The organism is Marinobacterium weihaiense, assembly GCF_019061305.1.
Taxonomy (GTDB): Bacteria; Pseudomonadota; Gammaproteobacteria; order Pseudomonadales; family Balneatricaceae; genus Marinobacterium; species Marinobacterium weihaiense.
In genome coordinates this window covers 13,761-29,152 of the sequence record NZ_JAHQZT010000003.1, presented here as the reverse complement: position 1 = coordinate 29,152, position 15,392 = coordinate 13,761, and the positions used below count along the sequence as shown (strand labels likewise).

Annotated in this window: 12 protein-coding genes; 2 read left to right on the top strand and 10 right to left on the bottom strand. The window is 59.2% G+C overall.

The window, feature by feature from the left end; translation table 11 throughout:
* Positions 1–9 precede the first annotated feature (9 nt).
* Positions 10–3,819 (top strand): DUF4214 domain-containing protein, encoded by a 3,810-nt coding sequence (locus KTN04_RS02950; protein WP_217333724.1) that lies wholly within the window; start codon positions 10–12, stop codon positions 3,817–3,819.
* A gap of 117 nt (positions 3,820–3,936) precedes the next feature.
* The gene (locus KTN04_RS02945; protein ID WP_217333723.1) at positions 3,937–4,749 is read left to right on the top strand and encodes a SapC family protein; all 813 of its coding nucleotides are present in this window, start codon (positions 3,937–3,939) and stop codon (positions 4,747–4,749) included.
* Between the two features lie 152 nt (positions 4,750–4,901).
* On the opposite strand, the gene KTN04_RS02940 is transcribed toward KTN04_RS02945, so the two are convergent.
* From KTN04_RS02940 to KTN04_RS02895, 10 genes are all read right to left on the bottom strand, one after another.
* The gene (locus KTN04_RS02940) at positions 4,902–5,273 is read right to left on the bottom strand and encodes a GtrA family protein (protein ID WP_217333722.1); all 372 of its coding nucleotides are present in this window, start codon (positions 5,271–5,273) and stop codon (positions 4,902–4,904) included.
* A complete protein-coding gene (locus tag KTN04_RS02935) occupies positions 5,260–6,258 on the bottom strand; it encodes a glycosyltransferase family 2 protein (RefSeq protein ID WP_217333721.1) in 999 nt (332 codons plus the stop codon). Before KTN04_RS02935 ends, KTN04_RS02940 begins: the two co-directional genes overlap by 14 nt.
* The gene (locus KTN04_RS02930) at positions 6,248–7,993 is read right to left on the bottom strand and encodes a DUF6311 domain-containing protein (protein ID WP_217333720.1); all 1,746 of its coding nucleotides are present in this window, start codon (positions 7,991–7,993) and stop codon (positions 6,248–6,250) included. Before KTN04_RS02930 ends, KTN04_RS02935 begins: the two co-directional genes overlap by 11 nt.
* A 131-nt stretch (positions 7,994–8,124) precedes the next feature.
* Entirely contained in the window at positions 8,125–9,252 is a 1,128-nt protein-coding gene (locus KTN04_RS02925) for a DUF4214 domain-containing protein (RefSeq protein ID WP_217333719.1), read from the bottom strand.
* Between the two features lie 17 nt (positions 9,253–9,269).
* Positions 9,270–10,484: a DUF4214 domain-containing protein gene (locus KTN04_RS02920; RefSeq protein ID WP_217333718.1), complete on the bottom strand. Its 1,215-nt coding sequence runs from the start codon at positions 10,482–10,484 to the stop codon at positions 9,270–9,272.
* Between the two features lie 52 nt (positions 10,485–10,536).
* Positions 10,537–11,895: an MBL fold metallo-hydrolase RNA specificity domain-containing protein gene (locus KTN04_RS02915; protein ID WP_217333717.1), complete on the bottom strand. Its 1,359-nt coding sequence runs from the start codon at positions 11,893–11,895 to the stop codon at positions 10,537–10,539.
* Between the two features lie 24 nt (positions 11,896–11,919).
* Complete coding sequence (locus tag KTN04_RS02910) at positions 11,920–12,936, bottom strand: DUF2235 domain-containing protein (RefSeq protein ID WP_217333716.1); 1,017 nt, start codon at positions 12,934–12,936, stop codon at positions 11,920–11,922.
* 44 nt (positions 12,937–12,980) lie between these two features.
* Positions 12,981–14,063, bottom strand: a complete 1,083-nt coding sequence (locus tag KTN04_RS02905) for an acyltransferase family protein (RefSeq protein WP_217333715.1) — start codon at positions 14,061–14,063, stop codon at positions 12,981–12,983.
* Between the two features lie 65 nt (positions 14,064–14,128).
* A complete protein-coding gene (locus KTN04_RS02900; protein WP_217333714.1) occupies positions 14,129–14,830 on the bottom strand; it encodes a Crp/Fnr family transcriptional regulator in 702 nt (233 codons plus the stop codon).
* 13 nt (positions 14,831–14,843) lie between these two features.
* A complete protein-coding gene (locus KTN04_RS02895) occupies positions 14,844–15,392 on the bottom strand; it encodes a hypothetical protein (RefSeq protein ID WP_217333713.1) in 549 nt (182 codons plus the stop codon).

Genomic DNA, 15,392 nt, shown 5'->3' with positions numbered 1-15,392 from the left:
TAATACTACATGGCTACACAAGCAAGCCTGGATCAGATTCAGAATCTGTACATCGCCTTCTACGGTCGTCCGGCTGACGTTGCCGGTCAGACCTTCTGGGCTGACGAACTGGAAGCCGCTAACGGCGACCTGTCTGCCATCATCAACGCTTTCGCGTCTTCTGACGAATACCAGCGCAACTACGGCGACCTGGAACCGGAAGCGCTGGTTAACGCGCTGTACCAGCAGATCCTGGGCCGTGACGCCGAGCAGGAAGGTCTGGATTTCTACGTGGGTGAACTGGCTGAAGGCAACATCACCGAAGGTGAAATCGCACTGGCTATCCTGAACGGTGTTCAGGGTGACGACGCGGCTGTTCTGGAAAACCGTAAAGCCGTTGCAGATGCGTTCACCGCAACTGTAGAAGCTGAAGGCAAAGCGTACGAAGGCCAGGCAGCTGAAGACGCTGCACGCGCACTGCTGGAAGGCGTTGGCGCATCTACCAACCCGGCTGACGTTGACATCGCCGGCACTGTAGCAGGCTTCGAAAACGAAGGCTCCGAGCCGGGCCAGGGCACTGAAGGTGAAACCTTCACCCTGACCGATGGCCGTGACATGGTTACCGGTACAGACGGCGATGATACTTTCATCGGTCTGGCAGGCCAGAACCAGAACGGTGCAATTGCCAACGCTTTTGCAACTGGCGACTACATCGACGGTGGCGAAGGTCGTGATGCTGTAGAAGCATCACTGCTGAACGATTACTCTCTGGGTAATACCAGCAACGATGATGTTTTGGGTAACCTGACTAACGCCGAAGCCGTTGCTCCGCGCACTGAGAACGTTGAGGAAGTATACCTCGAAGTTCTGGATGAAACCGTCCTGGTTGATGCTGGCCGCATGAACAGCGTCGAGCAGTACTGGTCTGACAACAGCGACAACAACCTGATCATCGAAGATGTGCGCCTGGGCGACAAGCTGTCTGCCACCAAGGACATCACTTTCGGTCTGCGTGACGTCGACACTGACGCTGGTTTGTTTGCGTCTTTCGATACCAACTCCCTGGTGAACGAAGGCACGTCCAACGTCAACTCCCAGCTGCTGGTTCGCATCGCCGATGTGACCACTGCTACTCCGGCTGCGCCGCTGAGCAACGTTGAAGTGACCGTTGGCTTCACTTTCAACGGTGAGAACGTTCTGCTGGAAAACATCCAGTCTACCGACGGCACCTACACCGGTCTGCGTCAGGCGATCGACGCGGCGCTGGATGCCAAGGGCCTGACCGGTCTGGTTGTCACTCTGGACAACCCGTACAACCAGGTGACCATCGCTAACAACACCGTTGACCTGCCGTTCACCGCTCAGGAAGTTCTGATCACTGATCCGGCTGGCAAGGCGTTCACCGACGTCACCTTCGAATACAACAGCGTTGAGTCTGTTAACGAAGAATTCCTGGTAGCCGGTAACGCAGCTCCGGTTGAGCCGGGCACGCGTGACTCCCTGATCGAAACCAACGTAGTACTGGACAACGCTGGCCGCGGTTCTACTGCAGGTGACGTTGTGATCGGCGGCATGTCCAACTCCGACGAAGCGATCGAGAAGCTGAACCTGATCGTTGACCGCAACAGCAAGGTTGATGACGTTACTTCTATCGTTGATACCGAAGGACAGGGCTGGGGCGAAGCGAACCGTGTTGCCTTCGACCAGATCGAAGTGACGTCTGGCGCAGCACAGGGTGACCTGGAAATCGGCAGCATTGGCGATGCCAAGCAGTTCGACTCAACTGCCTTCCAGGGTGAAAACCTGGCAGTAGCTGGCGAAGCAACTTCAATCGATGCTTACGCATACAGCACTTCTGGCAGCAACGACACCATCACCATCGATTACAATGGTGACCTGGCGTCTGAGTACGCTGGTTTCTCTCTGGGTGTTAGCACCTCTGGTGGCGACGATGTCGTAACGCTGGTTTCTGACTTCGGTACTGAGAACGATCTGTCCAACCAGCAGGATCTGGACAACATCACTGTTAACACTGGTTCAGGTGACGACGTTGTCTCTACCTTCGGTGCTGGCCGTGTATCCATCTCTACAGAAGGTGGTAACGATACTGTTTACAGCGACAACAGCGGCTCTACTTTCGAGGCAGCTGTTTATGACCTTGGCTTGAACGAAGAGCAGTTTAATGCGCTGGCCAACGATAACGGTCAGGTTCACGCTCACTGGACTCTGTTTGGTCAGGACAACAACATCCTGGACATGCGCGGCTATGACGTAGCCGGTTCTGGCAACGCCCAGAACGCTGTCCTGCCGGGCGCAATCGCTCCGATGCTGCTGGAAGGCGCTCAGGTCAAGATCACCCTGTCTGACGCTTTCGGCGTTATGCAGACAGCTTCTACCGACGCTGCCGCTGAACTGAATGGTCTTGAAGCTGTTGCGGAAATTCAGACCGAGAACGGTTTCGCAACTCACGCTGATATCAACGCGGCAATCATTGAAGCAATCAATGCCAGCCCTGTCCTGAGCAAGCTGCTGGAAGCAGAAGCGGGCCCGGACAACACATTGGTCATCCGCTCCCTGATCGACGGTGAGTTCAGCTCTGAAGACATTCAGCTGGATATCCTGGCGGGTAACGCGACTGACGCCACGGCTGACAACTTCATCGGCAACGCTGCTCTGTCCGATCTGGCTTCCGATCTGAAAGCGGACTCCGATGCTAATGATCTGACCGCTGCTCAGCTGCAGGCCCTGCTGGATGCAGGCGAAGCGACTGCACAGGGCTGGATTGACGGTGCCAATGGTACCTTCGGCCTGGCAACTGCGGGTGTTGCAACCGGCACAGCGGCTGTTAACGAAGAGCAGACCCTGACCATCACGGCGGATGATACTGATGATGGTAACGAAACTCTGACCGTGACCTTCGGTACAGATGCGGCTGCCGCTACTGCAGACGTTATCGTTAACCTGGGAGCTATCGATGTAACTGACGCTACTGCCGTCGCCACTGCTGTTTCCGACGCCCTGAATGCTGATGGCACTTTCAGCGGCCTGGCCACAGCCACTGCTGATGCAGATGTTGTCACCATCACCTACAACGACACGACCAACATTGACACGGACGTCAGTGCAGTAGCAGGTGGTACCACTAACGGCCTGGCAGGTGCAGGTGCAAACGTTGCGAATGGTGCGCCAGCTGTTGCTGATAACGAGATCACCGGTACTGCCAGCGGCGCTGAAAGCGACAACGTGATCAACCTGGGCGGCGACAACGACGTTCTGGTTCTGAGCACCGGCGCAAACAGCAACGAAACCATCGTGCTGGAAGACTCTTTCGGCCACAACACCATCGTTAACTTCGACGATGCGACTTACGGCACCGGCTCTGGCGACCAGCTGGATCTGTCGGCTTACCTGACAGCGCGCACGTCTACCAGCGGTTCTGAAGAAAGCTCCGTGGTTGACGCAACTGTCGTTGCTGACGTTGCCGAAGGCGATCTGGAAACTGCTCTGGAAAACAACGTCAACACCGTGGTCAACTTCACTGGCGTTGCATTCACTGCAGAAGACACCTGGGCTGACCTGACAGGTGACGTACTGGAAGCGGCCCTGAGCGGTGGTGCTGATTACGCAGGTATCAACACTGACATCCTGACTAACTTTGCCCAGGATGCAAACCTGTACAGCGCGGCTCACCAGTCTGTTGTATTCATCGAGAACGCTGCGAACCAGGGCGAATACAAGGTATTCGATCTGGCGATCGCGGAAGGCTCCCTGGAGATCTCTCTGGTGGGTACCGTTGACTTCGGCGAAAGCATTACTTTCAATGCTGGCAACTTCGCCTAAAATTGGCTGAGTAAGTGAACGGCCTCGCCTAGTAACTTATATCTCCGATAAAACCCCTGGCCTTCGGGCCGGGGGTTTTTGTTTAATGGGCCCTCACACGTTCAACGGAGGATACACATGCCCCGCTATATTCCCCTCAGTGCCAATACCCATGGCGCCCAGGGCTGGCATAAGGCTGCCACCCTCGCGCCCCTGGCCAATCAGGGCGTACTGCCCGTGCTGCTGGATGAACTGACCCAGGCACTGCCCATCTTTCCGCTGGCCTTTGTGCCGCGTCAGCCCAACGACCCGAGCCGGGGCTTTGAGCTGGTGGCGCTGATGTCATTCCGCCCAGACCAAAACCTGTTCATTACCCCCGACGGCCATTGGCTCGGCGGCTACCGACCGGCGGCCCTGCGGGCTTACCCCTTCCGTCTGCTCAAGGATGCCCAGGCGGACCGTCTGGTGTTGTGTATCGATGCCGACAGCGGCCTGATCACCGAGCAACCGGACAGCGATGCTCAGCGCTTTTTTGATGATCAGGGCCAACCCGGTGAGACCCTGCAGCGCGTGCTGCAGTTTCTGCAGCAATGCGAACGTAGCCGTCAGGCCACCCAGACGGCCGTTGACGCCCTGGCGGCTCAAGACCTGATCGAGCCCTGGCCGGTACAGGTCAAGAGCGCCGAAACCGAAGCCCAGGCCCTGCAGGGGTTGTACCGCATCAATGAACAGGCACTGAATGCGCTGCCGGCGGCCACGCTGAAAACGCTGCAGGACAGCCACGCACTGCCGCTGGCGTACGCACAGCTGTATTCACAGCCGCGCCTGAGCGGGCTGTCGCGCCTGGTCGAGCTGCGCGACAAATTCAATGCCGCGCGTGAACCCCTGTCCGAAAGCGAGGTCGAGTCCTTCTTCGAAGGCAAGGACGATACCCTGAGCTTCAACTTCTGAGGACGGCCCATGCGCTACCTGTCGATCATCACCGCCTGTCTGCTGCTGGCCGGCTGCGGCGGTGTGCCCTTTGTGCCCTGTATCTAGGGCGGCCCACGCAGGGCGGCCCGCGTAGGGCGACCTGCGCCGCGCCAGCGGCGCCCACACCCGCCTTATCGAAACACCCATAACCGCGAACCGGCATATATCAGCACGGGCACCGTAAAGGTGGACAGCACAATCGCCACAAACCCATCCACCGCCAGGGTGGTTATCAGCACCGCCAATACGCCGTTGTTCAAACAAAATCCGCCAGCCGCCAGCATCAGGAAGCGCCCCGCGCCCCCTTCCGTGCGAAAGGTGAGATACCGATGGCCAAAAAAGGACACCGGAAAAGCGGCTATAAACGCGACCAGGTTGGCCACCAGGGGCGACCACTGTGGATACAGTGCCAGTGCCACCCAGGCCACGGCCAGATGCACCAGCGTGGCAACGCCACCGACCCCGCCAAAGCGCAATACAATGCCCAGTTCATGCTTGATCATCGCTGTGCTCCGCAATGATATACAGGGGCCGTTGCTTGCTCTCAATGAACAGCCGGGCAATGTATTCACCCAGCACGCCGATAGACAGCAGCTGTACGCCGCCGAAAAACAGAATGGCCGACATGACCGATGCATAACCGGGGGTCTCAATACCGAAGAGCAGGGTGCGGGTAATGATCCATAGCATAAACAACAAGGAACAGAATGCCAGACCGCCGCCCAGATAGCTCCAGACGCGCAGTGGCAGGCTGGAAAAGCCCACCAGCCCGTCCAGGGCAAAGTTCCACAGCTTCCAGTAGTTGAAGCGGCTGTTGCCGTGCAAGCGCGCGGGCTGATGGTAAGGCACGCCGATCGACCGAAAACCGACCCAGGCATACAGCCCTTTCATGAAGCGGTTCCGTTCAGGCAGTTGGCCTAGCACATCCACGACGCGGCGACTAAGCAGCCTGAAGTCACCGGCCGACGGCGGTATATCCGTGTGCGAAACACGGTTGAAGATACGATAGAACAGGCTGGAGGTCGCTTTTTTACCGGTTGTCTCGGCATTGGCATCCATCCGTACGCCGTACACCATGTCCCAGCCACCGTCACGCCAATGACGAATGAACTCCAGTACCGCTTCAGGTGGGTGCTGCAGATCCACATCCATCGGCACCACCGCATCCCCGCGTGAGGCCTCCAGTCCGGCGGTCATGGCGGCTTCCTTGCCGAAATTGCGCGAAAACGACAGGTAGCGAATGCGTTGATCGGCGGTTCCCAGCCGCCGTAGCATGGGCAACGTTTGATCCGTGGAGCCATCATCAATGAAGATGATCTCAAGCGCGGGAACCCGAGGGGTCAACGTTTCCAACACGGCATCCAGAAATGGCTGAATGTTGTCTTCTTCATTTTTGACCGGCACCACCAGGCTCAACAGCCAATGCTCACCATCATGCCGGGCGGTACTCGTGCCGGTATTCCATGCTGTATTGCTGTCAGTACTCATTGAGGTCTACTCGATGTTTGCGGGTCCAGGCCAATGTGGTTTGACCATGCCGGCGACACAACCACCCCGGTCGATCACACACTGAAGGTACCAAAGACGGTTCTGTGATCAGGTATATATACTCAGGTGCTAGCGTGCCCTGCTGCGCTTGCTCGACATACCGGCGTGTTACCACACGCCCCCGGTTGGGAGCTTGACCAGCCAGGTAGGCCACATTGATTGATACGTGCTGATGCGCCGCCAGCCAGACATAGGGCTTGAGCTGTTCCAGTTGACCGGCCGGAAAGGCAATCATGCCAGAGTGCTGCTCCAGCTGTGTCGACAGCTGCGGATCATGAAGCGCTGTAAACAAGGACGCTTGTGCCGCCGCTGCACGCTGCTGTACTTCGCTGCGTATGCGCTCATGCCAGGGCTGAAGGTCAAACAATTGCAAGACCAGCAGCACGGTTCCCAATGCCCCCAGCCCCGTTTTATGTGGTAGGCGTTGTGCCAGTGTAACCGCCGCCCACAACGTCAGAGCATAGGCCAGCGGCCACACCATGCGCCCGCTGGATCGCAGGTAGTCGCGTATGGGGCCAAAAGGAAGATCGAACGCCAGGTAAAGGCTGCCGTCGGGCATGCTGATTCTGCCTGCCATGGCGTACATGAATAACACCATCACCGCCAAAGCGACTGCAGCAAAACCGGCACTGATGCGCCGTTCCAGACCGCGCATACCAGGCCTTAACACGCTTGCCAGCGCAAGTGCCCACAGCAGCAACACACCCACCCCCATGTACGCCATACCTTCATATTGCCCGGCAATGGGGGGTGTCCAGCCCGGCAGCCATTGTGACAGGCTGGTAAAGCCATGATTGAAGAACCAGGCCGTGGAAGCCGGGTTGAAAAACGTCAGCAGCTCGGCCGAGAAATGTCCAAACCCGCCAGCCGTTGCGGCGCCCCGCCCCGGCATGAAATAGCCTGCGCCCTGCATAATGATCAGAACAATAACCGGAGGCACGCACAGGTGTAACAGCAGAGTAGAAGGGCGGATTAGATGTTTACCCTGTGGACGCACCTCCTGGAGCGCATGAACCAGCCACCAGGCAAACCAGAGCACGCCCACCATGAAAAACAGGTAAAAATGAATCAGCACAGTAATGCTCAGCAGTATCAGCCAGCGGCGTAAATGATGCCTATCGAAGGCATCCAATAACAGCGCATATTCCAGTGCCAGAAATATCACCCAATGCGCCGTGAGTGCCTCGTGCCCGTGCATTCCCAATCCTCGGGCCGTCACCAGGGTTGATGTACTCATCAAAAGCGCAACAGGCATGGCCAAGCTGGCTGCACACCCGGCTTTTAACAATAAACGGGCAGCGAAGAAGCCATTAAGGAAGAACGTCACCAGCATCCAGATCCCCTGATACTGAAAGGGGTCGGGTAGTACTGTACTGAAAGGTTTCAGCAGCAGGGCAACGAGAGGGATGGAGTCGGTGTAGACAATACTGGCATGCATGTCCGTCGCCAGCCGATTGATAGCCCCCAATGGCCACTGCCAGGGTTCATGTCGGAAGAACTGCCAGCCGATATAATGCTGAAAGACATCTCCTTCATTGAGCAGCCAACCAACGTCGAGCGGGTTCAGGAAGGGCGTATACAACCATACGGCGAACAACAGTGCGACTAGGCCAACGCCAAAAGAGAAAAAGACCGGCTTAATGTCAATTTTATACAGCGGGGGGTGTTTGAACATACATCCTTTTATGTCTAAACCGGGAAGCCGCCATCAGGGTGTTATGACACGCCCGCCTTGATGGCGACAAAAGTTCCGGTGAACAGTATCACATCAATGTGGCCGCGTAGAGACAATCGCTGCCCTTTTGATCACCCGATCAACCAATCCCCCGTGCGGTCCTGATGCAGCTGCACCAGCCAGTCCTCGGCCTGCTGCCGGTTTTCAGATGAGTCGGCAAAGCGCAGCAGCACCTCCGCTTCCGCCATGCCGGCATCCAGACGCGACTCCCAGTACCGTTGCCCGGAGGCCTCCGGGGCCCGGTTCAGCACATTGAAGTACAAGCGGCTGACGTAGTCGGCATGCTGCTCGGGATAGCCACCGAATTCACGCGAATACAGAAAACTGTCCGCAATCACGTCCATGGGCGTGCCCGCATCCATGCGGTCAATCCAGTAGTTGAGTCCGGCCTCATCCGGCCGACGGTTCAGGCCCGCTTCATACAGCAGTGCCAGATCAATCACCTCCTCCCGGACGGGGCCACCGCCCTGCCACCCCATCGGCTCGATACCGGGCACGTGGCTGGCAATCCAGTCGTGGTAATACTCGATGCTCTGGGCAAAGCCGACCTCACCATAACCGCCGTCCACGGCTGTGCCGTTGTATTCCACCATGTGGCTCAGGACGCCGGCCAGCTGACCGCTGACAAACAGTCCACCGCCACTGTCACCCTGGCCCATGAAGCCCTCGCGCGACCCCAGGCCGGTGTGGTCCAGCCCAAACTGCTGGCCCAGGGTGTCACCATAGGGGCTGCCGGTGTCATAGTCGAACGCCAGCCCCGACGCATCGTCGAAAACGCCCAGGTCGGCCGTGGTGCCATCCACGGTGTTGTAGCTCACCTGCAGCAACGGCACACCGGTCCAGAAACCATAGGAGTCCGAGGCCTTGCGCTCGCCATAGCCTTCCAGGCTGACCATCGTGCCGGGGCGCATCTCATCGGTGAACAGGGAGTACACCCGGGTATTCGAGGGTGCCGAACCACTGAGTTCAACCAGTGCGAGGTCAGCCCGGCCACTGTCTCGATCATAGGCGTCATGGGTGATGATGCGTTTGACGTCACGGGATGAGTCGAACATGCCGCGTTCAAAAATGACTTCCCACTCCCAGGGCGCAATGCCTTCCACCACATGCGCTGCCGTCAACAGCCAGCGATCATCGATCATCACGGCCGAGCCTCGGTAGTGATCGCTTTCTATCCGTGTAACACCACTATAAGCCATGGTGAATATCTCCTTGTTCAGAACAGATCAAAACTGATGATGCCGCCAGTGATTTCCAGCATGTTGTCCAGGTTCTCCGGCGACTCGGAAAAATCGGCCAGCACCCGGTCCCAGGTTTTTTCGGGGTTGGTATTCAGCTGCTCCAACCACCAATCGTAACCGGCCGCATCGGGTTCACGGTCCAGAATATTGGTGTAGAGCCGGTGCAAGAAGTCGTCGTTGCTCGGCGCAAAGCCGTACAGTTCCTTGAACTCGATCGAATCGATGAAGCGCGCTGCGGCCTCCTGCAGATTCATGCCATGGTCCATCTGCCGAACCCAATAGCCCAAACCCGCCTCATCCGGTGTACGGTCGAAGGCGGCCTGATACAGACGATAGGCCTGCCCGGCGACGCCGTCGCTGCCGCTGTCCCAGGCCAGGATGCCGTCATCAAAGGCCAGTCGCTGAATATGCACCAGGGTATCCTGACCGTCACGACCGGCCTGGCTGTCCGTGACCCGCAACGGCGCCCCCCCCTGTGACTGGATCTGATATTCATCACGGCTGCCCTGAAATAGCGCCGTATTGGTACCATCGCCGCCTTCCAGCCGGTCGTTGCCGGCAAAGCCCTGCAGGTAATCATTGCCCTGGCTGCCCTGCAAGACATCGTCACCACCGAGCAGCTCCGGCCAGCTGTCGACAGTTTCGTACGCCCAGCGCCCTTCTATTGTCAGTTGGTGCCCGTCCACCTGTGCCTGGTGACGCACATAGTCGCCACTGCCGTCGGTCTGACTTACCAGTGAATCGCCCGTCGCCAGCCCTAGCGTTTCTGTCAGGTTGATCGGCTGCATGCTGCCGTCACGCCCATAGTTAATGATGCCGCGCGCGCTGATGCTACCGGCCACGGAGCTGAAATCCACCTGACTGAGCGTGCCATATACCCCCAGCTCGCCGCCCATGCGCAGGTCACCCGCAGCCGTGAACTCGCGCCCCGTCCCCTGGGTCACCACCCGGTTGACCACTATGTCGCCATAATTGCTGGCGTAGAAGTTGCTGCCGCTGACGCTGGCCGTACCGCCCCCCCAGATATCCACGGTGAGTGAGGTATTGCTGGCACCGCGCACAGTGCCGAACATGACATCATCGGCCGCCTCCCAAAACTGGTCATACACCCGGTCCAGACCTTCATGCAGTGTCTCGAGTTTACCTTCCCAGAAGTTCAGCCCCCAATGGGTTGCCGTTACCTGTGCCATCCTGGCCTCCTGTAATTGATGAACAATGGTTATACACGTGATGATTAAAACCTTATGCAGGGATATGCACGCGTGGTGCGCCCTGCAGCCGCAGCCGCTGCGCCAGTGCCTGCTTGGCACGGCTGTCGCCATGTACCAGCCGAATCTCGGCCGGCGGGACGGGAAGGGCCCGCACGAATTCGAGCAGGTCATCCTGACCGGCATGGGCCGAATAGCCGCCGATCTGGTGCACCTGCGCGTGGATGTCGTAGCGCTTGCCGTCCAGTTCGACCCAGCCATTACGCGGGCCGTATTGCAGAATATCCCGTCCCGGCGTGCCGGCCGCCTGATAACCGACAAAGAGCACGTCGTTGCGTGGCTCGTGTAGCAGGGCCTTGAGGTAGTTGACGACGCGTCCGCCGGCGCACATGCCGGAGCCGGCCAGTACCACGCAGGGGCGGTGCGAGCGGGCCAGATAATCGACCGTGCGCAGGTGGTCGGCATGGCTATCGATCACCGTCAGCTGCTCAAACGCCAGCGGGTGCCGTCCGGCCGCCAGCCGCGCCCGGGCCTCGCGATCCCAGAACGGCTGCAGCTGTCGATAGAGCGCGGTAAAGTTGGCCGCCAGCGGCGAGTCCACCACCACCTCCAGTTCCTGCTGTCCGGCCTGAATGATCGCTTCCAGTTCGTACAGCAGATCTTGGGTGCGGCCAATGCTGAAGGCCGGAATCAGCAGCGTGCCGCCGTCCTCAAGGGCATGGTTCAGGATGGCCTGCAGGCGTTGTTGCCGCTGGGCGCGGTGCTCGTGGTTGCGATCGCCATAGGTGCTTTCCAGCACCAGCCGGTCGGCCCGTTCGGGCGGCTCGGGGGGCGGCAGCAGTGGCGCATCCGGCGCGCCGAGGTCGCCGCTGAACAGGATACGCTCGTCGGTATCCGGTGTGCGGGCCTGACACTCCACGTAGGCTGACCCCAGGATATGGCCTGCTCGCTGCAGGCGAATGTCCAGCGCATGACCGGGCGTCTCCAGCGCCAGCGTATGCCACTGGTTGTAGGGCAGCGGCTGCAGGCGGCTGCGAATCAGATCCAGGACCCGTTCGATCAGGCGGCGGTTGCGGGTAAAGCCGATTTTCAGCGCATCCTCCAGCACGGCCGGCAACAGCAGCGCCGAGGGCTGCGAACAGAGGATCGGGCCCTTGAACCCCGCCGCCAGCAGGTAGGGAATGCGCCCGACATGGTCAATGTGCACATGGGTCACCACCAGGGCACGAATATGCCCAATGTCGAAGTCGATGTGCCCCTCGGGGTCGGAGCCCCGGATATCCGCGCCCTGCAGCAGGCCGCAGTCGATCAGGAGTCCGTCTTCCCCCAGCCGTAGCTCGTGGCAAGAGCCGGTGACGCCCTTCGTGGCGCCGTGATGAAGCAGTTCGATCATGCCAACCTCCTTGTATGGCAACACTCATTCCACCAGCCGTACGCGGCTCCAGTCATGCCCCAGCCGTGTCAGCAGGCGCTGCAGCGCCGGGCTGCGGTATGTCACGCCCTCGTCGTCCCAACGCTGCTTGACGCTGGCATGCAGCACCGGCTCGACATCGCGGATCAGGCGCCGCCGCATGACGCGGTAAAAGCCCTTGTATTCGTTGTGCTGACGACCGGCGTGGTTCGGGGCCAACCGCTGCAGAAAGTGCGGTGCCAGGGCCAGGCCGCAACGCTGTGCCTCGCGCGCCAGCCACTGGGCGGCATGATCCCCCAAGGCATGATCGGCGTAGCCGCCCCCCACGTCACTGTGTACACCGGCAAACCAGACCTGCTGCAGATCGATGCCGTCGCTCGCGTGCCACAGGGCAGGCTCGAAGTCCTGACGGTTTTCGTCGATGGCCACCGCATGGCGGGCATGATTGATGATGGCGCTGGGCCGGGTGTCATGAAACAGGTAGCGATCCGTTCCCAGGGTGCCCAGAAACGGCGCCGGAATGCCTAGCGCGCCCACGGTGTCGAGCACGCCGACAAAGTGCACGCGGCTGCTATCGGCCACGGCATATTGACGACGGAAGGCCCGCGCCGGCTCATGATGAGGCGCCGAGCGACGGCTGCGACGCCGATACAGACAGTAGGCGGCTTCGATCTGCTGGGCATGTTCGCGCCGCAGAATACCGCTATTGTGGATAAGTCCGGCCAGCGAGCGCACCGTATAGGCCCCGCGGCTGAAGCCGAACAGGTATAGACGATCACCGATATCGTAGTTGTGGACAATGAAGCGGTAGCAATCGAGGATATTCTTGTCGATGCCCTGACCGGTCAGGCCGGCACTGAGCGCATGGCCATCCGCGCCCAGCCCCCAGTCATAGAACACGACCTGCTGGTGACCGGCCGCGTCCTGCGCAGCCAGGCCACGGGCAATGCGCAGGACATGCGTGGCGGTCTCGGACTCGGGCGACTGCCAGGTGCCATCCGAGCAAATGATGATGTGTTTCATGGCGATCCAATCCCTGGATACAGGCGGCCATCAGGCCGCGTTGGCTAGTTGACGTAGCGTTTCCTCAACGCTAGGAAGGGCTCTTCCAGCGTGTGATACGACAGTTTGGCAAAGGCCAGACTCAAGGTACCGACCACGATCAGATTGAGCAGCAGGTTCATCATGAAACCGCCGCCGATGTCCAGTGGCCCTATCAGCTGACCCCATAGCCATAGTATCAATGCATGCATCAAATACCAGGAGTAGCTTACCTGCCCCATCAACTCGAAACAGCGGGCCAGTACCCGTGGCAAGGCGGCACGTGTACACAGGTAGGTCAGTACCATGAACGCCCACAGCAGGGCTTCCAGTGTGGGCCAGACAATCCACCAGGGATCCTGCTGTTGCGTGGATTGGTAACTGAAGTGAGCGGCCATCAGGCCAACACCGGCCCAGACCAGCAGCGCCGCCAGCAGCGGCCAGAGCACACCGGTCAGCCAGTCACGCTGACGGCAGTACTGGTAAGCCATGGCCGCCAGCATGCCGATCAGGAACTGATCCAGGCGACCCAGTAGCGTTGAATAGTACATGTGCTTGGGACTGGCGCTGATGAAGTAGGCCCCCAGCTTGAACAACAGGATGATCAGGATCAGCCGTGGCAGGTACGATAGCCCCTTGTTGACGGCCGCCAGCGCAATGAACGGGAAGATCGCATAAAAGGTGAACTCGACCGAGATGGTCCAGGCCGCCCCGGTAATGAAACTGTTCGAGGTTGGCGCCTGGCCCAGATTGGAAAAGAACAGGTACAGCACATCCGCAGCACGAAAGTCGTTGCGGCTGATGGAGATGGCCACAAAAAACACGAACAGAAACAGCGGGAAGATGCGCAGAAAACGGTTGCGCATGAAATCAACGTAACGGATTTCGCCGGCCTGCAGCCGAATTAACATGAAGATGAAGCCCGACAGCACGAAAAAAAGGCCCACGCCGGTATGCCCCTCCACCATCAAGCCCAGGTACCAGGCCTCCGGGTTGGATTGCCACTGGTGATAGAAGTGATGGTACAGGTGGTACACAAAGACCAGCAGGGCCGCAGCCCCGCGTAGATGATCCAGGCGTGGCAGATAGGCAATGTTGGATGATTGCATGTCAGGCAGTTCCGAGCGGGTATAAGGCGTGTTGGTAAACGGTATCAGCGAACGAAAGCATCCGGTCAGTCCCGACCTTCCAGTACGCGTTTTTCCAGTTTGGGCAGGTCCAGAATCCAGACACTGCGCCCTTTCTTGCTGATGACACCGGACTCCTGCAGTTGTCCAAGCACACGGGAAACGGTCTCCCGACTGGTATTGGTCAGGCTGGCCACTTCGCGCTGTGATGGAAAGTCCAGCACCTTGAGGCCGTCCGGCGTTTCCTCGTGGCGCGAGCGCAGTAACAGCGCACAGACACGGCTGTGGGCCTGCTGATAGCCCAGCAACATGATCTGCTGGTTACAGCGGCGCACCAGCTGCGTCAAGGCGACCATCATCCGTGCCGACACGCTGGGCTCGTTGATCATCAACTCCAGCGCCGGTTTGCGGGGCAAAAAGGCAACCAGTGAAGGCTCCACGGCCAGTACAGCTGCCGAGCGAGGCTGGCCATCAATCAGGGACAACTCGCCAAAATGACTGACGGCACGTATCAGAGAAAACCCAATCTCCTTGCCGCTGCTGGAATAGGCAACAGCCTTGAGCTGGCCCTTGAGCAGAAATCCCATCGCATCGGACGGATCTCCCATGCCCAGCACCGTTTCTTCGCGCTGAACCTGTCTGAATTTGAGTAACGGCAGAATGCGTTGCAGGCGCTCTTCACTCAGCTCCTGAAACAGTGAACATTGAGCCAGTAGGCCCAGTACAAGGCGCTGTTCTTTTTCGGTCATGATCGTGACACTCTCAGTGCACCAGGGATACGGGAGACTTGGGCCGTATCCGATGCGCCTGCTTGATCCAGTCCGGCCAGATATCGGGCCATTGTGCCTGTTGCCAATGCTTATGCAGCACGCCCAGCCAAATACGCGCCTGCTCTTCCTTCAACTGCAGCACGGCCACATCGTCCGGCAGCTCGAATATCAGTTGCAGAACATCACCACGTGGTTGGAACTTGAGCGAATGGACCAGGGTCGTGAGTACAGCCTGATCCGGTCCCACGTCCGCCACAGGCTTGCGATGCTGGGCGACCAGCTGGCGGTTGGCCTGTCGGGTCTGGGTAGACTCCGCCGGGGCGGCCGGAGACACGGTGCCCTCGGGCCGGCTCTCTGCCCGGGAGACCGAAGTCGGCTCCCCTTCCTGCTGCCCGACCCACGTGAGCAGGTGCGGCAACAAGCGCTTTAACAGTCGCTGGGTCAGCCACAGGTTCACGACACCGGCACGGGAGTCGGCGCTGACCAGAAAACGGTCTTCCTGTTCGACGAAGCGTGTCGTCACGCGGGTCAATTGCATCAT